20 protein-coding genes and 1 riboswitch are annotated in these 23,871 nt (G+C 73.1%); of the genes, 9 read left to right on the plus strand and 11 right to left on the minus strand.

What is annotated here, in order from left to right; all coding sequences use genetic code 11:
- Nucleotides 1–55 precede the first annotated feature (55 nt).
- On the plus strand, nucleotides 56–820 hold the full coding sequence (locus AB0B55_RS10540) for a TetR/AcrR family transcriptional regulator (RefSeq protein WP_357171528.1): 765 nt from the start codon (nucleotides 56–58) through the stop codon (nucleotides 818–820).
- A 67-nt stretch (nucleotides 821–887) separates the two neighbouring features.
- On the opposite strand, the gene AB0B55_RS10545 is transcribed toward AB0B55_RS10540, so the two are convergent.
- A complete protein-coding gene (locus AB0B55_RS10545) occupies nucleotides 888–1,709 on the minus strand; it encodes a helix-turn-helix transcriptional regulator (RefSeq protein WP_357171591.1) in 822 nt (273 codons plus the stop codon).
- Nucleotides 1,710–1,847: 138 nt separating this feature from the next.
- Here AB0B55_RS10545 and AB0B55_RS10550 point away from each other — a divergent pair, with 138 nt between their 5' ends.
- The 3 genes from AB0B55_RS10550 to AB0B55_RS10560 all read left to right on the plus strand — a co-directional run bounded on the left by AB0B55_RS10550 (nucleotide 1,848) and on the right by AB0B55_RS10560 (nucleotide 6,218).
- Nucleotides 1,848–2,768, plus strand: coding sequence for an SDR family NAD(P)-dependent oxidoreductase (locus AB0B55_RS10550; RefSeq protein WP_357120220.1), 921 nt, complete (start codon nucleotides 1,848–1,850; stop codon nucleotides 2,766–2,768).
- Nucleotides 2,769–2,842: 74 nt separating this feature from the next.
- Complete coding sequence (locus AB0B55_RS10555) at nucleotides 2,843–4,045, plus strand: low temperature requirement protein A (protein ID WP_357120217.1); 1,203 nt, start codon at nucleotides 2,843–2,845, stop codon at nucleotides 4,043–4,045.
- A 49-nt stretch (nucleotides 4,046–4,094) separates the two neighbouring features.
- A complete protein-coding gene (locus tag AB0B55_RS10560) occupies nucleotides 4,095–6,218 on the plus strand; it encodes a hypothetical protein (protein WP_357171529.1) in 2,124 nt (707 codons plus the stop codon).
- Nucleotides 6,219–6,230: 12 nt separating this feature from the next.
- Here AB0B55_RS10560 and AB0B55_RS10565 read toward each other — a convergent pair whose 3' ends face one another.
- From AB0B55_RS10565 to AB0B55_RS10575, 3 genes are all read right to left on the minus strand, one after another.
- Entirely contained in the window at nucleotides 6,231–6,620 is a 390-nt protein-coding gene (locus tag AB0B55_RS10565; protein ID WP_357120212.1) for a hypothetical protein, read from the minus strand.
- Nucleotides 6,617–7,066 carry a hypothetical protein gene (locus AB0B55_RS10570; protein WP_357120209.1) on the minus strand — a complete coding sequence of 150 codons (450 nt, stop codon included), beginning with the start codon at nucleotides 7,064–7,066 and terminating at the stop codon, nucleotides 6,617–6,619. The genes AB0B55_RS10565 and AB0B55_RS10570 overlap by 4 nt, the downstream gene beginning before the upstream one ends.
- Before the next feature lie 259 nt (nucleotides 7,067–7,325).
- Nucleotides 7,326–8,216: an alpha/beta hydrolase gene (locus tag AB0B55_RS10575; protein WP_357171530.1), complete on the minus strand. Its 891-nt coding sequence runs from the start codon at nucleotides 8,214–8,216 to the stop codon at nucleotides 7,326–7,328.
- Nucleotides 8,217–8,341: 125 nt separating this feature from the next.
- Here AB0B55_RS10575 and AB0B55_RS10580 point away from each other — a divergent pair, with 125 nt between their 5' ends.
- The 3 genes from AB0B55_RS10580 to AB0B55_RS10590 all read left to right on the plus strand — a co-directional run bounded on the left by AB0B55_RS10580 (nucleotide 8,342) and on the right by AB0B55_RS10590 (nucleotide 14,873).
- Nucleotides 8,342–11,755 (plus strand): BTAD domain-containing putative transcriptional regulator, encoded by a 3,414-nt coding sequence (locus AB0B55_RS10580; protein WP_357171531.1) that lies wholly within the window; start codon nucleotides 8,342–8,344, stop codon nucleotides 11,753–11,755.
- 115 nt (nucleotides 11,756–11,870) lie between these two features.
- A complete protein-coding gene (locus AB0B55_RS10585; protein WP_357120200.1) occupies nucleotides 11,871–13,445 on the plus strand; it encodes a Na+/H+ antiporter in 1,575 nt (524 codons plus the stop codon).
- A gap of 132 nt (nucleotides 13,446–13,577) precedes the next feature.
- Nucleotides 13,578–14,873, plus strand: coding sequence for a hypothetical protein (locus AB0B55_RS10590; RefSeq protein ID WP_357171532.1), 1,296 nt, complete (start codon nucleotides 13,578–13,580; stop codon nucleotides 14,871–14,873).
- A gap of 9 nt (nucleotides 14,874–14,882) precedes the next feature.
- Here AB0B55_RS10590 and AB0B55_RS10595 read toward each other — a convergent pair whose 3' ends face one another.
- The 4 genes from AB0B55_RS10595 to AB0B55_RS10610 all read right to left on the minus strand — a co-directional run bounded on the left by AB0B55_RS10595 (nucleotide 14,883) and on the right by AB0B55_RS10610 (nucleotide 19,795).
- Nucleotides 14,883–15,617, minus strand: a complete 735-nt coding sequence (locus AB0B55_RS10595) for an amino acid ABC transporter ATP-binding protein (protein ID WP_357120194.1) — start codon at nucleotides 15,615–15,617, stop codon at nucleotides 14,883–14,885.
- Entirely contained in the window at nucleotides 15,614–16,387 is a 774-nt protein-coding gene (locus AB0B55_RS10600; protein WP_357120191.1) for an amino acid ABC transporter permease, read from the minus strand. The genes AB0B55_RS10595 and AB0B55_RS10600 overlap by 4 nt, the downstream gene beginning before the upstream one ends.
- Nucleotides 16,388–16,418: 31 nt before the next feature.
- Nucleotides 16,419–17,183 (minus strand): ABC transporter substrate-binding protein, encoded by a 765-nt coding sequence (locus AB0B55_RS10605; protein ID WP_357171533.1) that lies wholly within the window; start codon nucleotides 17,181–17,183, stop codon nucleotides 16,419–16,421.
- Between the two features lie 407 nt (nucleotides 17,184–17,590).
- Nucleotides 17,591–17,702, minus strand: a riboswitch (SAM riboswitch).
- Nucleotides 17,703–17,788: 86 nt separating this feature from the next.
- Nucleotides 17,789–19,795, minus strand: coding sequence for an amino acid transporter (locus tag AB0B55_RS10610; protein ID WP_357171534.1), 2,007 nt, complete (start codon nucleotides 19,793–19,795; stop codon nucleotides 17,789–17,791).
- A gap of 134 nt (nucleotides 19,796–19,929) precedes the next feature.
- Here AB0B55_RS10610 and corA point away from each other — a divergent pair, with 134 nt between their 5' ends.
- Nucleotides 19,930–21,060 (plus strand): magnesium/cobalt transporter CorA, encoded by a 1,131-nt coding sequence (gene corA, locus AB0B55_RS10615; protein ID WP_357120182.1) that lies wholly within the window; start codon nucleotides 19,930–19,932, stop codon nucleotides 21,058–21,060.
- A gap of 7 nt (nucleotides 21,061–21,067) precedes the next feature.
- On the opposite strand, the gene AB0B55_RS10620 is transcribed toward corA, so the two are convergent.
- Both AB0B55_RS10620 and AB0B55_RS10625 read right to left on the minus strand, forming a co-directional pair.
- Nucleotides 21,068–21,253, minus strand: coding sequence for a hypothetical protein (locus AB0B55_RS10620; protein WP_357120179.1), 186 nt, complete (start codon nucleotides 21,251–21,253; stop codon nucleotides 21,068–21,070).
- Nucleotides 21,254–21,456: 203 nt separating this feature from the next.
- On the minus strand, nucleotides 21,457–21,972 hold the full coding sequence (locus AB0B55_RS10625) for a 2'-5' RNA ligase family protein (protein WP_357171535.1): 516 nt from the start codon (nucleotides 21,970–21,972) through the stop codon (nucleotides 21,457–21,459).
- Between the two features lie 78 nt (nucleotides 21,973–22,050).
- On the opposite strand from AB0B55_RS10625, the gene AB0B55_RS10630 reads away from it, so the two are divergent.
- Complete coding sequence (locus tag AB0B55_RS10630; protein ID WP_357171536.1) at nucleotides 22,051–22,560, plus strand: DUF664 domain-containing protein; 510 nt, start codon at nucleotides 22,051–22,053, stop codon at nucleotides 22,558–22,560.
- A 19-nt stretch (nucleotides 22,561–22,579) separates the two neighbouring features.
- Here AB0B55_RS10630 and AB0B55_RS10635 read toward each other — a convergent pair whose 3' ends face one another.
- On the minus strand, nucleotides 22,580–23,626 hold the full coding sequence (locus AB0B55_RS10635; RefSeq protein WP_357171537.1) for an NAD(P)-dependent alcohol dehydrogenase: 1,047 nt from the start codon (nucleotides 23,624–23,626) through the stop codon (nucleotides 22,580–22,582).
- Between the last annotated feature and the right edge of the window lie 245 nt (nucleotides 23,627–23,871).

The raw sequence follows: 23,871 nt of genomic DNA on the forward strand, positions 1-23,871 counted from the left end.
GTGGACCGCGCCGGCACCGTACCGCGTACGCCCGCGTTGTTAGGATGGCCGGACCATGGCGACTGAGCGCAAGCCGACCGCGGACCCGGCCCGCAGCCTGGCGATCCTCTGGCGCACCCGGGAACCGACCAGCCGCGGCGCCGGGCAGGGGCTCACCGTCGACCGGATCGTCCGGGCCGCCATCGACATCGCCGACGCCGAGGGGCTCGACGCGGTGACCATGCGTCGGGTCGCCGAGGCGCTGGGGGTGGGCACCATGTCGGTCTACACATACGTGCCGGGCAAGGCCGAACTCGTCGACGTCATGATCGACACCGCGTACGGCGAGATGCCGCGTTCCGCCGCCGAGGGGGACTGGCGGGCCCGGCTGGAACGGATCGCCCGGGACAACCTGGCGCTCTACCAGCGGCACCGGTGGATGGTGCGGGCCGAGACCACCCGCCCGGTGCTCGGGCCGCACCTGGTGGCCAAGTACGACCACGAACTCGGCGCGGTCGCCGACATCGGGCTCTCCGACGTCGAGATGGACGCCGTGCTCACCCTCGTGCTCGGGCACGTGAAGAGTTCCGCGCGCGCCGCCTCCGAGGTGGTCGACCTGGAACGGGAGACCGGCATGACCGACGGCCAGTGGTGGCAGTCGCACGCGCCCTGGCTGGAAACGTTCCTGAACCCCGACAGCTACCCGACCGCGTCGCGGGTCGGCACGGCGGCCGGCCAGCAGCACGGCGCCGCCTACGGCCCGGAGTACGCCTTCGAGTTCGGCCTGCAACGCGTCCTCGACGGCATCTCGGTGGTGGTCGCCGAGCGGGCGGCCGACTAGGGCCTGTTTCATAAGGGCGGTCGAGCCCGGGCCCGCCGCAGGCCGACCAGTTCTTATGAAACAGGCCCTAGCCGTCCAGCGCGGGGACGGCGTTGCCGAGCCGGGCGAGGGAGCGGGCGGACGGGCTGCCCGGCTCGGCGTGGTAGACGACCAGCGACTGGGTCGTGCCGCTGATCGTCAGCTTCTCGTAGCGCAGCTCCAACTCGCCCACCTGCGGATGGCGGAACACGCGCAACCCGCCGCCCGCGCGGGCGGTGACGTCGTGGCGCGCCCACAGCCGCCGGAACAACTCGCTGCCGGCCGTCAACTCGTCGACCAGCTCGGTGAGCCGTGGATCGTCCACCTCCGCTCCCACCTGCGCGCGCAGGCCCGCCACCGCGCTGGCGGCGACCGCCTCCGGGGCCGGGTAGAGCGCCGGCACGCGCGGGCCCAGGAAGACCTCGCGCAGCAGGTTCACCCCGACCCGGTAGATCGGTGTCAGCGCGGTCGCCATCGGGTTGGCGAAGAGGACGTCCAGGTGTCGGCCGTGCACGAAGGCCGGCGTTTGCGCCCAGGAACCCACCAACTGCCGGATGCCCACCGGTACCCGCTCCGGGCGTCGTGCCGGGCGCTCGGGCGGGGCGTGCCCACCGAGGCGGCGCAGGTGCGCGGTGGCCTCCGTGTCCAACAGCAGCGCCCGGGCCAGCGCTTCGAGCACCTGGGCCGACGGGTTGCGGTCCCGGCCCTGCTCCAACCGCAGGTAGTAGTCGGCGCTGATGCCGGCGAGCAGGGCCACCTCCTCGCGTCGCAGCCCCGGCACCCGTCGGCGACCATGTGCCGGCAGACCGACGTCACCCGGCCCGACCAGCTCGCGCCGGGCACGCAGGTACTCGCCCAGCGGGCCGGCCATGCTCACCAGCCCATCGTAGGAGCGCCCGCCGCCGCCCAGCCTGGTCCTGCCACTACCAGGAAAACCGGTAACCCGGATATCGCCGTCCGGCCGGGTGACAGTGGGTCGCATACGGATTCCGAGAGAGATGGGACAAAGATGACCAAGCTCATCACGACGCCGTTCGGTTTCGCCTCGACCGCCGACGAGGTGCTGGCCGGAGTTGACCTGACCGGCAAGCGGGCCGTCATCACCGGCGGCGCGGCCGGCATCGGCATCGAGACCGCCCGCTCCCTGGCCGCCGCCGGCGCCGAGGTGGTGCTCGCGGTGCGTCGCGTCCCGGCCGGCGAGGAGGCCGCAAGGAACATCGCGGCCAGCGTCGGCGCGGACCGGGTCACGGTCCGCGAGCTGGATGTGGCCAACCAGGACTCGGTACGCCGGTTCGTCGCCGGCTGGGAGGGGCCGCTGCACATTCTGATCAACAATGCCGGGATCATGGCGCTGCCCGAGTTGGAGCGCACCACCGAGGGCTGGGAGATGCAGTTCGCCACCAACTTCGTGGGGCACTACGCGCTGACCGTCGGCCTGCACGACGCCCTCGCCGCCGCCGGTGGCGCCCGGGTCGTGTCGGTCAGCTCCAGCGGCAACCTCTTCTCCCCGGTGATCTTCGACGACCTGCACTTCGCGTTCCGGCCGTACGACCCGCTCCTGGCGTACGGGCAGTCCAAGAGCGCCGAGGCCCTGCTCGCCGTCGAGGCCGACCGTCGCTGGGCCGCCGAGGGCATCCACGCCAACGCCTTGAACCCGGGCGCGATCGCGACCGGGCTGCAGAAGCACACCGGCGGGCTGCGTACCCCGAAGGAGCGGCAGAAGACCCCGCAGCAGGGTGCCGCCACCTCGGTGCTGCTCGCCGCGTCCCCGCTGCTCGACGGCGTCGGCGGTCGCTACTTCGAGGACTGCGCCGAGGCCCCGGTCCGGACCGAGCGACCCGCCGACTACACCGGTGTGGCGGCGTACGCCCTCGACCCGGGCAACGCCGAGCGCCTCTGGAACGTGGCGGCGGACCTGATCGCCCGCTGACCCCGGAACCCGCCCGAGCGGGGCCCTGCGGATGGTACGACTGGGTCGGCGGGTGACGTCCGGGAAGGGGGGCGATGGCGAACGGGCTTCCCGGGCGGCTGCTCCAGAAGCGGGAGGACCCCCGGCGGACCTCGTTCCTGGAGCTCTTCTTCGACCTGGCCTTCATCTTCGCGTTGACCCGGCTGTCCCGGGCGGTGGTCGACGACCCCAGCGTCAACGGTGGCTTCCAGGTCATGGTGATGCTGGCGGCGATCTGGTGGGTGTGGTTCGTGACCGCGTGGTCGGCGGACTGGTTCGACCCCCGGGCGCCGCTGATCGTCGTACTCCTGCTCTGGGTGATGTTCGGCGGCCTGCTGATGGCCGCGGCCGTGCCCACCGCGTTCGGCTCGCACGCCGCGCTGTTCGCCAGCGCCTACGTGGCGATCCACGTCGGCCGGGGCGCCCTGCTGATCCCGGCGCTGCGCGGGCACCCGCTGCAACTGCGGAGCCTGCGGGTGGCGATCTGGTTCGCGATCTCCGGTGCGATGTGGTTGGTGGGCGCGGCCGTCGCGCCGGCCCGGGAGGTGCTCTGGACCCTCGCCCTGGTGCTGGAGTACTCCCTGGCCCGGCTGCGTTGGCCGTTTCCGTGGCTCGGGCGCAGCTCGTGGCCGGACCTCCAGGTCAACGGTGAGCACCTCTCCGAGCGGTACCAGCAGATCTTCATCATCGCGTTGGGCGAGCTGATCCTGTTCGCCGGCATCGCCTACAGCGACGCCGGCCTGCACGTCGAGAGCACGCTGGCCTTCGCCCTGGCGTTCGTCACCGCGGTGGCCCTCGCCCGGCTCTACCTGGTGCCGGCCGGCTCGCGGCTGGGCGCGAGCATCATGGCGGCCGGTCCGCCCGGCAGCAAGCTGGCGCTGCTCGCCGGCTACCTGCACCTGCTCATGATCGCCGGCGTCCTGGCCACCTCGGTGGCCATGGAGATGACGATCGAGAACCCCCGCACCGAGGAGACGGCGCAACTGGCCCTCGGCATCGTCGGCCCGGCGCTGTTCCTGACCGCCCGGATCCTGCTCGCGTGGGCGGTCGACGGCAGCCGGCCCTGGGCACGCCTGGTGGGCGTGCCGGCGATCATCGGGTTCGGGTTCGCGACCCAGCGGCTTCCGCACGTCGCCAACAGCGCCGTCGTCGCCGGGGTGCTGGTGCTGATCGTCCTGATCGACGGGACGCCCGGCCTCCGGCGCTCCGCCGCCAGCAGCAGGCGGGACGGCAGGCCCGATCCCCGGCGGCCCGGGTAACCCGCCGATGTCAGCACCGCGACGGGATGCCCCACCACGATCCGCCGACGTGGTGGAGTTGCGCGTGCACGGCGTGTCGGGGGCGGAACCCTCGGTCGTTCTGGGCTCGGCGTCGGCCCGCCAGGTCGCGGGCGACGATCGTGGCGGCTTCTACCGGCCGGATGGGCCGGGCCGCGACGCCCCCGACGGGTTGACGCTCGAGGCGTACCGCTGGGGTGATCTGCCCTCGGACACGGTGGCCCGGACGATCTCCATGGTCCTGCTGCTGCCGTTCATGCTCAGTAACGCGGCGGCGTGGATGCGACCCACCGGCGAGCGCGCCGCCGGAGTCACCGTCCTCAGCCGGCTCCTCGCGCTCAACCTCACCCTGGTGTACGTGGTGTCCATCGCCGGGGTCGCCCTCGACCTGCTCGCCTGGCGTTGTCTCGGCGCGACACCCTGCCGGGCGCCCTTCGACACGCTGTTCGGGCTGGACGACCGACACGTCGGGCAGCGGCTGGCGGTGTTGGCGTTGCTGCCGATCGCCGCCGTGGGGCTGCTGCGACTGCTCGGGACCCGCCGTCGCCGACTGTCCGGCAGCCCGCTCTGGGCCGTGGAGCCGCTGGTGGAGCGGTTGCGGGCGATCCACGTCGCCGCCGCGCTCGGCGTACTCGATCTGCTGCTGCTCACGGCCCGGCGGGCCGGCGGCGCGACGGTCGGGACGAACCTGTTGCTGGCGTCCACCGCGGCGGTCCTGGTGGCCTGCGTCGGTCTGCTCGCCGTCCCCGGCCTGATCGACCGGGCCGCGACCGCGCGGACGGCGACCGTGACCGCCCGCGCCACCGCCGTGGCGGCGGCCGCCCTGACCGTGGCGACCCTCGTCGTCGTCGTGGGCGACGGGCGGGGCTGGCCGGCGTCGGGCGGACTCCCCGGCTACGGCGGGATCGCGGGCGGCACGCTGTTCGGCCAGATGGCCTTGCTGGTGTTGCTCAGTGCACTGGTGTTGGGGCGACGGGGTCGCGCTCGCGGTCGCCGGGCGCTGCCGGGAGGCGCGGGCGCCGCGGTTATCGCGGCCATCGCGGTCGGCCTGGCTGGCGCTCTCGCCTCCGGCCTGGTCTACCAGAGCGGGGTGCTGCTCGGCGGATATCGCGGTGACGGCGGGCCGCCGTTGCCGTACCGCTGGACGGTGCTGGCCTTCTTCCTGCACGTCGACGCGGCAGTGCTGTTGGGTGTGGTGCTGACCCTCCTGTCGCGTCGGCGTCGCCGCCGCTCGGCGGCGACGATCACCACCCGCGACTTTCCCGCGCCGCCGCCGGGGGCGACCGTGCGGTTGCGACAGGTCACCAAGGCCGTGGCCCGTGCGCGGTTCACCGAGTGGCTGGGCCTGCTGGCCGGCACCTACGCGTTGCTCGCCCTGATCGGGCTGGCCACGAGTCTGCTCGGGCAGTTCGGACGCGAACCGGACGAGCTGGCGTGGCGGGTTCTCGGCCTACCGGCCGGTGTGGTCGGGATGGGCCTGGCGGGAGGCACCTACCTCGTCGCCGCAGTGGCTCTGGCGCTGCTGTCCGGCGGCCTGTTCGCGTACCGGACGGCGTGGTTCCGCCGGCACGTCGGGATCCTGTGGGACCTGGGCACCTTCTGGCCCCGGGCCGCCCACCCGTTCGCGCCGCCGAGCTACGCCGACCGGGCGGTACCGGAGTCGGCCGACCGGATCGGCCACCTGGCCGAGCGGCACGCCGGAGTGCTGCTGTGCGGGCACAGTCACGGTTCGGCGCTGCTGGCGCTCGCGGTGCTGCGGCTGCCGCCGGCCGCGCGGCGACGGGTCGCGCTGCTGACCTACGGCTCCCCACTGGACCGCCTCTACGCCCGGCTCTTCCCCGCCTACCTCGACGACAGGACGCTGCGTCAGGTGGGGGAGCGGGTCGGATGGCGGTGGGTCAACCTGTGGCGGGACACCGATCCGGTCGGCGGCTGGATCTTCGCCGCGCACCGACCCGGCGATCCTTCGCCGGACCCCACCGACCCCGCCGGTCGCGTCGACCGGCGGCTGCGGGATCCGGACGGCCTGCTGCCGGCACCCGGCGAGCGCCGGCCTCCGCCGCTGCGCGGGCACCACCCGGGCGAGTCCGACCCGGCGTTCCGGGCGGTCGTACGTGACCTCGTCGGCCGGCTCCGCGGCGCCGACGCGGAGTGAACAGTGCGCGCGTCACTCGGGGATCCGGTCGGACTCCGCCACCACCGCGCGCACCCGGCGCAGCGTGGCGTCCGGCGCGCGGATCGCCGCCCGCCACCGGTCCAACGTGCGGTTCAGCACGCGGACGACGAACTGCAACTGGTTGACCTGCTCGCGCAGCGTCCCCAGCTCGGTGCGGGCGTGCAGCGCCTCGCCCTCCAGTTCGGTGATCCGGGTCTGGAGCGGCTGCACCAGGGTGAGGGCGGCCTCGGTGAGGGTGTCGGCGGCATCGGCTTTGAACTTGCCTCGCTGGACCAGCACGGTGGCGATCGCGGCCAGGCCGGTCGAGCCGCCGAGGATGCCGAGCACGCTGAGCGCCACCTGCACCCAGTGCGGCGCGGTTGGCGCGGGGGAGGTGTTCATGGTGCACTTCCCTGTAGTTCTTCGTAGCTCACACATTCACATGCACGGACGAGACGGCGTAGGTCGACGGCGAGTTGCCAGGCCCGCCACAGCGATCCGACCGTCACCGCGACGATGAACGACGAGGCGACCAGGGACTGCTGGCTCCAGAGGGCGACCAGGGCCACTGCGTACATGCCGGTGATCGTGCCGAGCACCAGGATCGCCGCGAGTTCCATGCCGAGCCCGGTGGAGAGCCGGCCCGGCCACGACAGGCCCAGCAGCCCACAGACACCCGCCGTGATCAGACCGATCTCCCAGGCGACCTGCAGCGGCGTGGGCATGGACGTCTGGACGGAGGCCGGCCGCACGTCGAGGAGCACCATGAGGAGGCCGCAGACGGGCGCCATGCCCAGGACAGCGACCTCGTACGGCTGCTGGTGGAACCGGCTACGCAGATACCTCACGGCAACTCCCTGGCGAAGACCCTGCCGCCTGCCGGCCACCAGAGAGGGCGGCTTGGTCCGGGACCGGCGGTGGTGGAGAGACGATGGTCGAGGAGATGACCGACGTGCCGTCGTTGGTCGCCGATATCTGCCTGTGTATCACCGCCGACCGGTTTGCGTCCACCTGGTGTAACGTCGTATTTCCGCAGGTCAGAGCATTCGGGGGTGGGTGGCCGGGCGGTCTGCGGCAACCCGGCCACCCCTCGACCGCTCGTTACATTCAGTGTCGGATATCCAACTCCCCGTGGCCGCGTAGCGCCCCCACCACGACGGCCGGCGCCTCCTCGGCCATGAAGTGCCCGCAGGTGACGGTCTGGTGCGAGAGGTCCGGCGCCCAGGCCCGCCACACGGCTGCCGCGTCGTAGCCGAGAGCGGCCCCCCAGTCCTGCTGAAGCACGGTCACCGGCATCCGCAGCCGGTTGCCGCCCGCCCGGTCGGCCTCGTCGTGCGCGACGTCGATCGCCGCGGACGCCCGGTAGTCGGCGACGATCGAGGTCACCGCCTCGCGCGACGCGCGCAGGTATTCGGCGCGTACGTCGGCCGGCAGCGCGTCCGGGTCCCGGGTCCAGACGTCGAGGAAGTGGCCGAAGAACGCGTCCGGGCTGCCAGCGATCAGCTTCTCGGGCAGGCCGGGCGGCTGCGCCATCAGGTAGAGGTGGAAGGCGACGGAGGCGTCGACCCCGTGCAGCACATCCCACATGTCCAGGGTGGGTAGCACGTCGAGCAGGGTGAGCCGGCTGATCGCCGCCGGGTGGTCGAGGCCGGCGCGGAACGCCACGAGAGCGCCCCGGTCGTGCCCGGCCAGGGCGAAGCGGTCATGGCCGAGCGCGTGGGCCAGCGCCACGACGTCGGCGGCCATGGTCCGCTTCGAGTACGCGGTGCCGTCGCCGTCCACGGGCTTGTCGCTCTCGCCGTAGCCGCGCAGGTCCGGGCAGATGACGGTGTGGTCGGCGGCGAGGTCGGCCGCGACGTGCCGCCACATGAGGTGGGTCTGCGGGAAGCCGTGCAACAGCACGATCGGTGGCCCGGAGCCGCCCACGGCGGCGCTGAGCGTCACGCCGTCGGCGACGGTGACGCGCTGGTAGTCGAATCCGTTGATCCTCGGCTGCACGGGTGAGCCTTCCTGGTGAGCGGTCCGGCGCGGGGGGATGCCCGTCGTCGGCGTACGTCATCGAGCCTGCCCGGGGGTGATCAGCGGACGGTCAGTGTCGGATCAGTGCGGGCTAGATTGAGGCCATGACCAGGCAGCCGACGGCACCGGTGACGTTCGGCGTGCTCGGGCCGGTGACCGCCGTCGCCGGGACCGGCCCGGTTCCGCTGCGGGGGCACCGGCAGCGCCTGGTGCTGGCCCGGTTGCTCATCGCCGGTGGCCGGGTGGTGCCGGTGGAACGTCTCGTCGACGACCTGTGGGAGGTTCCGCCGGAGCGCGCGGTGGGCGCGATCCGGACGTTCGTCGCCGACCTCCGCCGGGCGTTGGAGCCCGACCGGCCGCCCCGGCAGCCATCTGGCCTCCTGGTCACCGAGCCCTCGGGGTACGCGCTGCGGACCACCCCGGACGCGGTGGACGCCGACCGTTTCGAGGCGGCGGTCGGCGAGGCCGGTCGGTTCCTGACGGCGGAGCTGCCCGCGCCGGCCCTCGCGGCGCTGGACGCGGCGCTCGGGCTGTGGCGTGGGCCCGCGTACGCGGACTGCGTGGGCGAGGGCTGGGCCGTGGCGGAGGTCAACCGGCTGGACGAGCTGCGGATGCTCGCCGTGGAACGGCGGGCCGAGGCGCTGCTCGCGCTCGGTCGGCCGGACGAGGCCGCCGCCGACCTGCCCGGCCACCTCGCCGCCCATCCGCTGCGCGAGGACGCCTGGCGGCTGCTCGCCCTGGCCCGGTACCGCGCCGGCCGACAGGGCGAGGCGCTGGCCGCCCTGCGCGAGGCCCGCGCCGTCCTGGTGGCGGAGCTGGGGGTGGACCCGGGCCCCGAGTTGCGCCGGCTGGAGGCCGACATCCTCGCGCAGGCTCCACACCTCATCGTCACCCCCACGGTGGCCGTTGCGGACCGGGCCGGAGCCGTCCCCGACGGCGGATCGGCGTCACCACGGCCGTTCGTCGGGCGGGACGCGGAGCGGAAGCGGCTGCGGCGTGCCGCCGAGGCCGCCACCCGTTCCGGGCGGCCCACGCTCGCTCTGCTCAGCGGCGACCCGGGCGCCGGCAAGACGGCCCTGGCCGAGGCGCTGACGCGAGAGTTGGCCGCCGAGGGCTGGACCACGGCGTGGGGCCGCAGCCCCGAGTACGAGGGCGCCCCGGCCGCCTGGCCGTGGACCCAGATCGTCGAAGCGCTCACCGGCTCGGACGAGCCGTCCACTCCGGGCGGCGTGTCGTCCACTCCGGGCGGCGTGTCGTCCGCGCCGGGCGGCGTGTCGTCGTCTGCGGGCGGTGTGTCGTCCGACGGCGGGGCGGCGGACGCCGACAGCGTCGATGATCCCGCCGTGGCCCGGTTCCGCCGACACCGCGCGGTGGCGTCGGTGCTCTCCGCCGCTGCCGACCGGGGCCCGCTGCTGCTGGTCCTGGACGACCTGCACCGGGCCGACGGTGACACGTTGGACCTGCTCACCGCACTGCTCGCCGGGCCGCAACCCGCCACCGGCCCGGTGCTGGTCCTGGGCACGTACCGGGCCACCGAGATCACCGGGGGGTTGACCGCCGCCCTGGCCCGCGCCGCCGGGCTCGAACCCGTGCGGGAGTACCTCGCAGGCCTGTCCCTGGAAGCCACCGGCGAACTGGCCCGCGCCGTCGCCGGCACGGAACTGACCCCGCCCGCCGTCGCGCTGATCCACCGCCGCAGCGCGGGTAACCCGTTCTTCGTCCGGGAGCTGGTCCAGCTCTACGCCGTTGCGGGCGGCGCGGCGCTGGAGGCGGTACCGCCCGGGGTGCGCGACGTCATCCGGCACCGCCTCGCGCAGCTGCCCCCACCAACCCGTACCGTGCTGCGGCAGGCGGCGGTGCTCGGCCGGGACGTCGACCCCGCCGTGCTCGGCGCGTTGACCGACGACCCGGCGGTGCTGCTGGACGCCGTCGACCGCGCGTTGCAGGCCGGCTTCCTGACCGAGCAGGCGTCCGACGGGCGGCTACGGTTCACCCACATCCTGGTCCGCGACACGCTCTACGCCGACCTGTCCGCGCCGCGCCGCGCCGCCTGGCACGCCGCCGTGGCCGAGGCGTTGCAGCGGCACCAGCCCGTCGACCCCGCCACGCTCGCCCACCACCTGCTGTCCGCCGGGGGGCCGACGGCCGTCCGCCGGGCCGCCGACTACGCCCGTACCGCCGCCGAACGGGCCGAACGTGGCGGCAACCCGCACGAGGCCACCCGGCTGTGGGCGCAGGTCGTCGAGGCGTACGACCGGGCCGGGGGGACCGAGCGGCGCGAACGGCTGACGGCTCTGCTCGGCCTCGGGCGCTCGCTGGCGGTGACGGGTCGGCTGGCCGAGGCGCGGCGTCACCGTGCCGAGGCGATCGCCGACGCCGAGGCGCTCGGTGACGCCCGACTGACCGCCCAGGTGCTGGCCGGTTTCGACGTGCCCGCCATCTGGACCCGCAACGACGACGACCCGCTCTCCGAGCGGATCGTCCGCGCCGCCGAGCACGCCCTGACCGGCCTCGGCCCGTCCGGATCGGCGCACCGCAGTCGGCTGCTGAGCACCCTCGCGCTGGAACTGCGGGGCGTCACCGATGACCGTGGCCGCCGCGCCGCCGTCGAGGCCGAACGGATCGCCCGGACCCTCGACGACCCCGGGCTGCTGGCCTTCGCGCTGAACGCGCGCTTCATGCACGCCTTCGACCGCGTCGGGCTGGCCGATGTCCGGGCCCGGATCGGCGCCGAGCTGGTCGACCTCGCCGCCCGGCGGCACCTGGTGACCTTCGAGGTGCTGGGCCACCTCATCCTGCTCCAGGCGTGCTGCGCGCGGGCCGACCGGACCGGCGCGGACGAGCACGCGCGCGCCGCCGACCGCCTGGCGCAGCGGTACGAGCTGCCGCTCGTCGGTGTCTTCACCGGCTGGTACGCCGCGCTGCGTCGGGCGTGGGTCGGTGACCGGGGCGCGGCGGTGACCGCGTACCGGAGCGCCGCCGAGCGGCTGCCGACCGACGGCATGCCGGGCCTGGCCCAGGGGCTGCTGCCGCTCGCGCTGCTCGGCCTGCGCCTGGCCGACGCCGTCGACTACCCGGCGGATGATCGGTTGGTACCCGCCGACGGGCGGCCGGTGGACGGTCTCGGCGACGAGGACTGGGCGGGGCTGGACTGGGGCCCGCACGAGCCGTGGGTCCGACCGCTGCTGCTCGCCCACTCCGGTGACCGCGGCGCCGCCGTGTCGGCGTTGCGGGCCGTCCCGGACGGGCCACACGACCTGCTGCGCGAGGTGCGACTGTGCCTCGTCGCCCGGGCTGCGCTCGCCCTGGACGACCGGCCCGCCATCGAGCGCGCCGCCGCCGCGCTCCGGCCGGCCGCCGCCGAACTGGCCGCCGGCAGCGGCGTGCTCACCGCCGGACCGGTCGCCGGGCACCTGGCCGATCTCGCCGCCGCGCTCGGCCACGACGAGGAGGCCGGCACGCACCGCCGCACCGCCCGCCTGCTCACCGCGCGCGTCCGCGCAGTCGACCCGACCTGAGCACTGCCGCGCTCGGCAGCCGGCGACTTGCCGGTTCCGGTGGAACCGGCAACCGGTGTGCGGTCAGATGGAACCACCGGCCTGCGCCGCCAATCGGGGATCTAGGGGGTACGCCGTGCAGGGGCTCGTGCTGATCGTGGTGCTGGGCGTCACCGTCCTGATCGGCACCACCCTCGGCGGCCGCTACCGGGTCGCGCCGCCGGTGCTGCTCATCGCGTTCGGAGTGCTGCTCGGGCTCGCGCCGCCGCTGTCCGACCTGGTCCTGGAACCGGACCTGGTACTGCTGATCTTCCTGCCGGCGATCCTCTACCGGGAGAGCCTGACCATCAGCCTGCGGGAGATCCGGGCCAACCTGCCGGTGATCGGGCTGCTCGCCGTCGTGCTCGTGGTCCTCACCATGATCACCGTCTCCCTGACCGCCCAGGCGTTCGGCGTGAACCCCGCCGCCGCCTGGGTGCTCGGCGCGGTCCTCGCGCCGACCGATGCCGCCGCGGTCACCGGTCTGGCCAAGCGGCTGCCCCGCAAGCTCCTCACCACCCTGCACGCCGAGAGCCTGATCAACGACGGAACCGCCCTGGTGATCTTCGCGGTGACCGTGGGCCTGCTCACCCAGCGCGGGGAACCGGGGGCGCTGGGCATCGGCGAGGAGTTCGTCGGGGCCAGCCTCGGCGGGGTGGTCGCCGGTCTGCTGGTGGGCGTCATCGTGGTGTTGATCCGCAAGCGGCTCGACGATCCGCTGCGCGAGGGCGCGCTGAGCGTCCTGACGCCGTTCGCCGCCTTCCTGCTCGCCAGCGCGGTGCACGCCAGTGGTGTGCTGGCCGTCGTGGTCGCCGGTCTGGTGCTCGCGTACGCCGGCCCACGGGTCATCCGCGCCCGCTCCCGGGTGCTGGCGTACGCGTTCTGGGACCTGTCCACCTTCCTGATCAACGGCGGCCTGTTCGTGCTGCTCGGCACCCAGATTCCCCGCGCCGTGCGCGGCATCGTCAGCACCTCGCCCCCGAGGGCCGTGCTGATCGTGCTCGCGGTGACGCTCGCCGTGGTGCTCACTCGGTTGGGCTTCGTCTACCTGACGTCGCAGTCGGTGCGGCTGCGGCGTCTTCGGATGGCGGAGCAGGAGCGCACGACACCGAGTTGGCGGGTCGGCACGGTCGCGGGCTGGTCCGGTTTCCGGGGCGCCGTGTCGCTCGCCGCCGCGCTGGCCGTGCCGACGATGACGGTCTCCGGTCGTCCGGTGGTCGAGCGGGATCTGATCATCTTCGTCACGGCGCTGGTGATCGTCCTGATCATGCTGGTGCAGGGCACCACGCTGCCGCTGGTGGTGCGCTGGGCGGGCCTGTCCGGCGACCCCGAGCGCGTCGACGAGACCCGACACGCCCGCCGCCGTGCCACCCAGGCCGGCCTGGACGCCCTGCCCGGAGTCGCCGAGAAGGTGGGGGCCGAGGAGGAGGCCGTACGCCGGCTGCGCGCCGAGTACCAGCGACACCTGGCCGACCTCAACGAGACCGGTGGTCGGACCGCTCAGGAGCGCAAGCTGGAGCTCCGGCTGCGTCTCGGCGTCCTCGCCCACAAGCGACGGGAGCTGACGCGGCTGCGCGACAACCGGGAGATCGACGACCTGGTGCTCCAGGAGCTCCAGTCGGCGTTGGACAACGAGGAGATCCGACTGCTGGGCCGCAACCCGAACGAGTGACCAGCGGCGGTATCCCGTGACGGATTGGTGACATGGGCTCGGCCGGGTACGGGGCATTCGGGCCGCTCGTCGGCGGGTACGGTGAAAGCCATTCGGCGATCGTCGATGCGTTCGGTCCGGGTGGGGGTGTCCATGACCAGCGGGGCGAGCGCGGCCGAGCCGCGGGTGGTCACCGAGCGGCAGTTCCTCGACGAGCTGGCCTCGGTCACCCGCGAGCGTGTCGCCACCCAGTTTCTCTACCTGATGGCGCAGGAGGGTGCCGTCGTCGGCGTCCAGTGGGAACAGCCCGGCGTGGACCACCTCCGGCGCTACCGCGTCCGCGACGCCTGCCCGCACTGCGTCGTCCTCGCCGCCGTGGTGACCCTCGCCCCCGTGCTGCCGCTGGACGGGCTGCGGGCCGGTCGCGCCCGGCCGCAGTACGAGACGGTCCTGCGTACCGGACGGTTGCCCCACCTGGCGTTCGCCCGTCCGCCAGGACCACCCGGGGCGAGCTGGCTGGGCGACTGCCACGCGGTCGACGGTGACCCGCACTCCGACGCCGACTGCCCGAGGCACGCCGTGCCCGCGCCCACCGGTGACCCGTTGGCGCTGCGCCCCGGGTCGCTGCCCCGGGCCGTACGGGAGCTGTATCCGCACGACGGCGCGGCCACCGCCGACCTGGCGCGGCGGCTACGGATCGCCCAGGACTGGCGGGCGGACGCGCAGGCCGTTGCGAGTGGTATCCGCGAAGCGGCGGCGACCTGGGCGTTCCTGCGTAACTCCTGCGTGCTGGCTGTGCCCGTGCCCGGCGCCAACGGCCTCGTGCTCACGCTGCCGCCGGGGCGCCCCCCGGACGACCGGCCGCTCGGCGAGCTGCACGAGGCGACCGTACGCGCCCTGCCCTCCGGCGGCCCGGTGCCCTACCAGGAGCTGGCCTGCCTGCTGCCCGAGCCGGCGTCGACGACGCAGCGCCTGCCGACGTACGCAGGTGCGGTGGACCTGACCGCCGCCGCGCCGGTGCGGACGCTGCGGCTGCCGACGCCGCGCCGGCCGCTGAGCACTACCGGCCGGGGTGTGCTGCTGCTCTACGAGGCCCGGCACGCCATGGGCCGGCACGTGGCGAGCGCGCCGGTGCGCGACAGCGCGTACTGGGATTCCGAGGCGGCGTTGAACGTCTTCGAGTTCACCCTGCTGGAACGGGTCGCCGGGCGGCACTACCAGGAGGCGGTGGCCGCCTACCTCCAGGCGTTGCGGCGCGAGGGTGACCTGCTCGCGCGCCCGCACAAGGTGCTCGACCGACGTCGCCGCAAGGCGTTGTCGCTCGCGTTCGGCGGGCTGGACGACGAGGAGCTGCACCTGTGGGCGTCGGTGGCCTACCGCAACGCCATCCTGGAACTGCTCGGCGACCTGCAGGCGTTCGCCGCGCACCTGCGCCACCAGGCTGGCTGAGCGGTCTCCTCAGAGCACCTGGGCGAGGAAGCTTCGCAGCCGGGGATGCTCGGCCCCCTCGAAGATCCGCTCCGGCGGGCCGGCCTCCAGCACCACGCCCCGGTCCATGAAGGCCACGGTGTCGGCGACCTGCCGGGCGAAGCCCATCTCGTGGGTGACCACCACCATGGTCATTCCGGCGGCGGACAGGTCGGCCATCACCCCGAGGACCCCCTTGACCAGCTCCGGGTCGAGCGCCGAGGTGGCCTCGTCGAAGAGCATCACCTCGGGTCGCAGCGCCAGCGCCCGGGCGATCGCCACCCGCTGCTGCTGACCGCCGGAGAGCTGCGCGGGCCGGGCGTCGGCCTTGCCGGCGAGCCCCACCAGCTCCAACTGCGCGCGGGCGACCTGGACCGCCTCGTCCTGGCCGAGCTTGCGCAGTCGGCGCAGCGCCAGCGTGACGTTGCGCAGCACGCTCAGGTGCGGAAAGAGGTTGAACTGCTGGAACACCATGCCGACCCGCTGGCGTAGCGCGTCCGGGTCGTCCCGCAGCACGCTGCGTCCGTCCAGCAGCACGTCGCCGCGGTCGGGTTCGATGAGGCGGTTGAGCGTACGCAGCAGGGTGGACTTGCCCGAACCGGACGGTCCGATCACGCAGGCCGTCGCGCCGCGGGGCACGGTCAGGTCGACGCCGCGCAGCACGCGGTTCGGCCCGAAGGCCAGGTGGACGTCGCGCGCCTGCACGCTCACCGAGGTCGTGGTCATCGCCGGTCTCCCTGCGTCGTGGCGGGCAGCGCCGTGTCGTCGTCCTCGTCGTCCGGCGCGGTGGCCGGGCGGCCGTGGCGCAGCCGCCGGTCGATCCAGTTGACGAGGTGGGTCAGCGGGACGGTCAACGCCAGGTAGAACAGGCCCGCCAGCAGCAGCGCGGATTCGTTCCCGGTGGTGGCCGCGTAGTCCTGCCCGATCCGGAACAGCTCGCGCTGGCTGGCCACCAGGCCGAGGAAGTACACCAGACTGGAGTCCTTGATCAGCGCGATGAGCTGGTTGACCCAGGCGGGCAGCACCCGCCGGATGCCCTGCGGGATGATCACCAGCCGCATCGCGTCGGCCCAGGAGAAGCCGAGCGCCCGGGCGCCCTCAAGTTGGGCGGCCTCCACCGACTGGATGCCGGAGCGGAAGATCTCCCCGATGTACGCGGCGGCGATCAGCGACAGCGCGAGGATGCCCAGCGGGTACGGTTCCGGTCCCCAGACCCGCATGCCCAGCGGCGCCAACCCGACGCCGATCAGCAGGATCGTCGCCGCGGCCGGCAGCCCTCGGAACACGTCCGTGTAGACGCGCGCCGGCCAGCGTAGCCACCGACTGCGGGAGATGCCGGCCACGGCCAGCAGCAGACCCAGCACCGTGCCGAGCAGGGCGGCGGAGACCGCCAGGATCAGCGTGTTGGGCAGCCCGACGGTCAGCATCTCGGGCAACGCCTCGCGCATCGCGTCGACGTCGAAGAACGTTTCCCAGAGGGTGCTCAACGGATCCATCGTTCGCCTCTCCTGCCGCCCTGCTCGCTCGTCACCGCCGGCCGCTCAGGAGGCGGCCGACGCGGACGCCGACGGTTGCGCCGACCCCGGACGCGGACGGGGCTGTCGCCTTGCCGCTGCCCGGCTTGAAGTCCGCCGGGATCGGCCGGCCCGGGTAGTACTGCGCCTGCAACCGGCTCCAGGTGCCGTCGGCGATGACCTCGTCGAGGGCCTTGTTCAGCGCCTCGCGCAGCTTGTCGCTGCCCTTGGCGACGGCGTACGCGGTCGGCGCCGGGCTGAGCTGCTTGGCCGCCACGGTGATCTTGCCGTTGCTGTCGGCGGCGGACTTCTCGCCGATCTCGGCCGGTGCGATCCAGGCGTCGGCCGTGCCCGCCTTGAGCTGGTTGATCGCGCCGTTGTAGTCCGGCACGCGGACCGGGTCGAGCTGCTTGCCGGTGGCGTAGTCGTCCTGGACGGTGCCCTGCACCACCACGACACGCTCGCCGGTGAGCTGGTCGAATCCCTTGATCGGCGAGCCGGCCGGCACGTCCAGCCCGAAGTAGCCGAAGTCGTACCCGTTGCCGAAGTCGACGGTCTTCTTGCGCGCCTCCGTGATGGTGATCGAGGAGCTGCCGACGTCGAACTTGTGGTTGTTGACCTGGGAGAGCAGCGCGGAGAAGTCGGTGCCGACGAACTCCACCTTCAGGCCGAGCTTGCCGGCCACGGCGGTCAGCAGGTCGTTGTCGAAGCCGGTGAACTTGCCGTCCTTGAGGTACACGTTGGGCGGGGCGTCGGTCAGCGTGCCGGCCCGCAGCACACCCGGCTGCGCCAGACCGTACGGGTTCCCGCCGCCACTCCCCGAAGAGTCACCTCCACCCGAGCAAGCACCCAGCAAACCAACGGTCAACAAAGAAACCCCAACAGCAACAAAACGAGAAGAAATACGCATAACTAACTCCAAAGGGATGCGTCGATCCCGTCGATCATGAAGTTATTGCCGCGACACGCCGGTCAGGCGGGCAACAACTTCATGATCGACGCGAAGAAGGGTGGGGCGGGGTGGGGAGGGGTCAGCGCTTTAGGCGGCGGTACACGCCGCGCTGCGCATTCGCATCAGGTCCACGTGGCGGCGCCGGGTCAGGGCCGGCGTACGCCGGACGGCCGGTGGCGTGGGGCTGAGGATGTGCATGCGGTCTCCCGGGTCTTGGTGCTGACCTGGGTGCCAGGCCACGCTTGCACCGACGTCCCGCCGGTGCCTGGTCTTCACCCGGGGCACCCCACCGCGGAGGAGGGTTGCCGGCCAGCGAGCCGGGGCTTCGCGCTGGCACTCATGACCTGCGCCGAGGCTAGCAGCAGCCACCGGTCGGTCGTCCAGCCGATATGACCACCCTCACCGGCCGCGACCCGCGCTCGGCGAGCCGGTCAGCCGGCGTGCACGTGGGGCCGGCGCGTCCGGTCCGGCTCCTGGCGGCGCAGGATCTCTCGGGTGACCGAGACGATCTCGCCCTGCCCGAACGCCAGGTAACGCAGCACGTTGCGGGCCGGGCCGCCCTCGGTCCACTCGAAGTAGATGTGGGGGCGGCGCGTGCTGCGGTCGCGGATCTCCAGCAGCAGCGCGGCCAGCGCGTTGGGCACCGAGGAGCTGGCCAGGCTGAGCACCGGGAAACGGTCGTGCGCCACGCTGCCGCGTACCAGCAACCCCGTCTCGAAGTCCGACGGATCGGTGACCCGGACCTCGACGAAGATCACGTCGCTGTCGTCGGGGAAGTCGTTGTCCGCCATGGTCTGGGCCAGCTTGTCGCGGTACTCCGCGAGGTCGCGGCGCTCCGGCTCGTGCGCGACCAGGCGGATGCGACGTCCGGAGCGCTCGTCGATCATCGCGCTCGCCAGCTCGTCGAGCTGGACGCGGTCGACCCGCAGCTCGAACGCCCGCGACACCCGCGACAGCGCCGACACCAGGATCATCGCGCCGATGAAGCAGGCGGCGATCTTCACGCCGTCGGGCCGCTCTGCCACGTTCGCCACGGTGGTGTAGACGAACGCCACCGTGATGACCCCGAACGCGACCGCGCGACCGCGCTGACGCCGCCGCCGCGCCGCGAGCGTCACGGCCGTCGCCGCCGAGGTGATCAACACCAGAACCCCGGTGGCGTACGCGCCGCCCTGCGCGTCGACGCTGGCGGAGAAAATGATCGTGATGAGGAACGCCACGCCGGTGAACACCAGGACCAGCGGCCGGACCGCGCGAGCCCACGTCGGCGCCATGCCGTAGCGGGGCAGATACCGGGGTACGAGGTTGAGCAGCCCGGCCATCGCGGACGCCCCCGCGAACCAGAGGATCGCGATGGTGGAGAGGTCGTAGACGGTGCCGAACACCCCGCCGAGATGCTGGTGGGCCAGGTAGGCCAGTGCCCGGCCGTTGGCGGCCCCGCCCGGCCGGAAGGCCTCGGGCGGGATCAGCACGGTGGTGGTCACGCTGCTGGTGATCAGGAAGACGCTCATCGTCGCGGCGGCCGTGGTGAGCAGCCGCCGCGCGCCCCGGATGCGGCCCAACGGCCGGTCCTCCGAGTCTTGGCGGTCCCCTCGGATGTGCGGCATCACCGCCACCCCGGTCTCGAAACCGGACAGACCCAGCGCCAGCTTCGGGAACACGAGCAGGGACAGCCCGACCACCAGCAGGGGATCCCCGTGTCCGGTGGTCAGGGCGTTCGTCCAGTCCCCGACCGCGCTCGGGTGGCTCACCACCCGCCACAGCGCGTCGGCGATCACCACCGCGTTCAGCGTCAGGTAGACCGCGACCAGGACGACGGCGATCCCGATGGCCTCGCCGAACCCCTTGAGGAACACCGCGCCGAGCAGCGCCACCAGCAGCAGCGTGACGACCACCTCGTGACCCTTGAGGCCGCTGGGCAGGAACGGGTTCTCGTCGAGGTGGGCGGTCGCGTCGGCCGCGGACAGGGTGATGGTGATGATGAAGTCGGTGGCCGCGAAGCCCAGCAGCACCAGCACGAACAGCTTGCCCGGCCAGTAGCTGAGCAGGCGTACGAGCATCGCGATCGAACCCTCGCCGTGCGGGCTCTCCACCGCCACCCGCCGGTAGACGGGCAGCGCGCCCAGCAGCGTCACCAGCACCAGCACCAGGGTCGCCACCGGCGAGAGCGCCCCCGCCGCCAGCGCCGCGATCCCCGGCTGGTAGCCCAGCGTCGAGAAGTAGTCGACGCCGGTCAGGCACATCACCTTCCACCACGGGTGGTGGCGCTGCTCGGGTGGGCGACCGCCGGGGCCCTGCGGCACGGGCTGCTGCGACTCGTCGGCGAGCAGCCAGCGCCGTACCCGGTCGGTCCGCCGGCCGGCACGCCTGTTCACCTCCACCGGCGTCACCCCCGTCCCGCCCATGGTCACCGCGAGTATCCGCCGTGTGGTCGCCATCCGTCCGGCGGTGTGCGGAAACCGTCCGTCGCGTGCACCGGCCCGGGGCCCCGGGTTTCGGGTCGTAAGCACCGGGGAAGCAGCGCCCCCGTCCCGAACCCCGGGCCGGGCAGCGCCGGGAGGGGAGCGGGCTCGTGGTTGGTGGCCGCCGCTTCCGCCGGGGCGACGGCTTCGGCCGTCAGCTCGACGAGCACGAGGCCCGGGTCGGGGCCGTCCCGCCCGCACAGCCGGGGAGCCCGTCCACCGGCCGTCTGGTGGACAGCGCGGTCTACATCCGCGGACACCGGTTCGCCTCACCGGCCGGTCTCGCCGAGACGTACGCCTGCCTGCAGACGCAGGACCACGCGATGGCCTGGATCGGGTTGTACCGCCCCGACATCGACCAGATCTCCTCGTTGGCGCGCGAGTTCCGTCTGCACGACCTGGCGGTTGAGGACGCGATCAACGCGCACCAGCGGCCCAAGCTGGAACGGTACGGGCACACCCTCTTCGTGGTGCTGCGCGCCGCCCGCTACGACGACCTGCGGGAGGAGGTGGAGTTCTCCGAGCTGCACCTGTTCATCGGGCCCGGTTTCGTGGTCACGGTCCGGCACGGAGAGGCGCCCGACCTGGCCGCGGTACGACGTCGCATGGAGGCCGACGCGCCGATGCTCGCCCGGGGCCCCGAGGCGGTGCTGTACGCGATCCTGGACCAGGTCGTCGACGGGTACGCGCCGGTGGTCGCCGGGTTGGAGAACGACATCGACGAGATCGAGACCCAGGTGTTCGGTGGTGACCCGAACGCCAGCCGGCGCATCTACGGGCTCAGCCGGGAGGTCATCGAGTTCCAGCGGGCCGCCCGCCCACTGCTGGGCATGCTCGACTCCCTGGCGGCCGGCGCCGGCAGCTACGGCACCGACGAGGAGCTGCGCCGCTACCTGCGTGACGTCATCGACCACCTCACCCAGGTGGTGGAGCGGGTGGACGGGTTCCGGCACCTGCTGCAGAACATCCTCACCGTCAACGCCACGCTGGTCTCGCAGCAGCAGAACGAGGAGATGCGCAGCCTCACGGCCGCCAGCTACGCGCAGAACGAGGAGTTGAAGAAGGTCTCCTCGTGGGCCGCGATCCTGTTCGCCCCCACCCTGATCGGCACGGTGTACGGGATGAACTTCGTGCACATGCCCGAGTTGAACTGGCGCTTCGGCTACCTGTTCGCGCTCCTGCTCATGGTGCTGGTCTGCGGCACCCTCTACCTGGTCTTCAAGCGCCGCGGCTGGCTGTGAACGACGCTCACTCGATGCCGCGCAGGATGTGCCGCTCGTCCTCGAGGTCGTCGTCGCCGGCGCCGATGCGACCGAGCAGCACGGCGGCGGCCCAGATGGTCAGCGGGGTGGCGGCACCGGTCAGGCCACCGCCGGTGCGGTCGTGCTTGGTCTGGCTCCGCTCGCTCCGCGGTGGCCTGCGCTGAGCCTGCATGGGCCCTGCCTCTCGTCGTCGAAGCCGTCGCGGGCGACGCGGTGTGCCCCGCGCGCCCGGCCGGGCGACCCGCGCACGCGGGTCGCCACCGGTACGGCATCCACGTCGAACCATCCCACGTCGGGCCGCGTCCGCACCCCCTGTTTTCGGTTTCCCGACTCAGGCCCGCCAAACCGGACAACTTGCCCCGCGGTCGGGCCTGCTCAGCGCAGCGGGTGGGCGATACCACGGGCGTGGTCGGTGAGCGCCGCGCCGACCACGGTCGCCGTCAGCGGCAGCACCTCCAGACAGCGGCGCACCGCGGCGGCCATCAGCGTGTTCGGCACCCGCATGGACAGCGTGCAGTGCGGCACCCAGCGCCCCGGCTGGTAGTGCTCGACCAGTTCGATACCGGCGGCGGCGAGTCGGCCGTGCACCAGCCGGTGATGCGCCAGCAGTTCCGCCGTCGGCGTCGGACCGAGCCACAGCACCCGACCGACGAACTGCCCGGCGTGCTGGAAGTCGAGGCGCAGCGGAGCCGCCACGACCGTTCCGCTCAGCGCCTCGGCCACCCGCTCCGGGTCGAAACGGGGCGCCACCGCGAGGGACACGTGCGGGCGGTGGCGCTGCTGGAGCAGCGAGCGCATGCTCTGCACACCCTCGGCCTCCAGGGCGTCCCACAGCACCCGGATCCGCCGCGTGGCGTCCGGGTCCAGATACAGCTCCAGCGCGGCGACCACGTGATCACGGTAGCGGCCGAGGTTCGGCCGTCGGTGGCCGGCGGTACGGTGATCCAAGACCCACCAGGAGGCGTACCCGTGGACGTGAGTGACCTGCTGACCGAGACGTACGACCGGCTGCCCGACCTCGTCCGCGCGGCGGTCGACGGCCTCACGCCGGAGCAGCTGCGCTGGGCGCCCGCCGAGGGGGCCAACTCGATCGGCTGGCTCGTCTGGCACCTGACCCGCGTCCAGGACCACCACGTCGCCGACCTGCTCGACGCCGAGCAGATCTGGACCGGTGGCGACTGGGCGGGGCGCTTCGGGCTCGTCGCCGACCCGCACGACACCGGCTACGGTCACACGCCCGCCCAGGTCGCAGGGGTACGGCCGGAGAGCGCGCAGGCGCTCGTCGACTACTACGGCGCGGTCGCGGCGCGTACCCGATCGTTTCTCGCCGGCTTGCGCCCGGCGGACCTGGACCGCATCGTCGACGAGTCGTGGGACCCGCCGGTCAGCCTCGGCGTGCGGCTGGTCAGCATCGCCGACGACGACGCGCAGCATGCCGGCCAGGCCGCCTACGTCCGGGGCCTGCTCGAGCGCGGCTGACGCCCGGCGTCCGCCGGGCTCACGGCACGATCACCGCCCGGCCTTCGAGCGTCCCGTCGCGCATCTGCCGGTACGCGTCAAGCGCGTCCTCCAACGCGAACGTGGTGATCTTCGGCCGGACCAGGCCCCGCGCGCCGAGGTCCAGCACCTCCACCAGTTCGGGCCGGCTCCCCCAGTACGTCGTCGCGATGCTCACCTCGTACGGCACGGAGAAGAACGAGACTCCCAGCGTGCCCCCACCGATGCCCACGATCGTGAGATCACCCACGGTGCGGGCCACCGCCGCGCCGAGCGTCAGGGTGGCGTCGCTGCCGACGAAGTCCAGCACCACGTCGGCGCCCCGCCCACCGGTGGCCCGCCGGATCTCCTCGGTGGCCTCGGGGCCCGGGGTGACCGTGCGGTCGGCGCCGTACTCCCGCGCCAGGTCGAGCGCCTCGGCGCGGGTGTCCACGGCGATCACCCGCGCGGCCGTGGTCGCCTTGAGGATCTGCACGCCGACGTGTCCCAGCCCGCCGACGCCGATCACAACGGCGGTGCTGCCCGGCGGCAGGTTCGGCCACGACCGCCGGATGGCGTGGTACGGGGTGAGACCCGCGTCGGTCAGCGGGGCGGCGTGCACCGGGTCGAGCCCGTTCGGCAGCGGCACGAGATGCCGCGCGTCCGGGACCAACTGGTACTCGGCCATCCCGCCGTCCAGGCCCAGCCCGCCACCTCCGCTCGGCACCGGCGCGCCGGCCGGGTTCTCGCAGTACGGGTCGATGCCGAGGCGGCACCGGGCGCAGGTGCCGCACCCCCACGAGCCGAACACCGCCACGGGCTGCCCCACCGTCAACCCGGAGACCCCGTCGCCGAGTGTGTGTACCCAGCCCGCGTTCTCATGCCCGAGGGTGAACGGCGGATTCCACGGCATCGCGCCCGGCTCGAACTCGTCCATCAGGTGCAGATCCGAGTGGCAGGCGCCCGCGCCTCCGATCCGTACCACCACCTGACCTGGACCTGGCGTCGGCTCGGGAACCTCGACCAGCTCCGGTGTCGACTTCCACTCCCGCAGCCGCAGCGCCCGCATGTCGACCCCCCTTGCCGTCGCCGTCCTGGCGTCGCTGCCTGCCCACCACCCCCCGTGCCAAACAAACCCAACCCTCCCCGCCCCCGAGTCCCCGCGCGATCTTGCAGTTTCTGCTGTCGATTCGCGTTCTCTCGACCGATATGTCACCACCGAAAGTGCAAGATCGCGGGGGCGCGGAGCTCGCGGGTTCACCCGATTCGGGTGACTCCCGATCACCCTGGCGCGAGGGACTCTGCGGGGATGCG

The organism is Micromonospora sp. NPDC049107, from assembly GCF_040648595.1.
Classification (GTDB): domain Bacteria; phylum Actinomycetota; class Actinomycetes; order Mycobacteriales; family Micromonosporaceae; genus Micromonospora.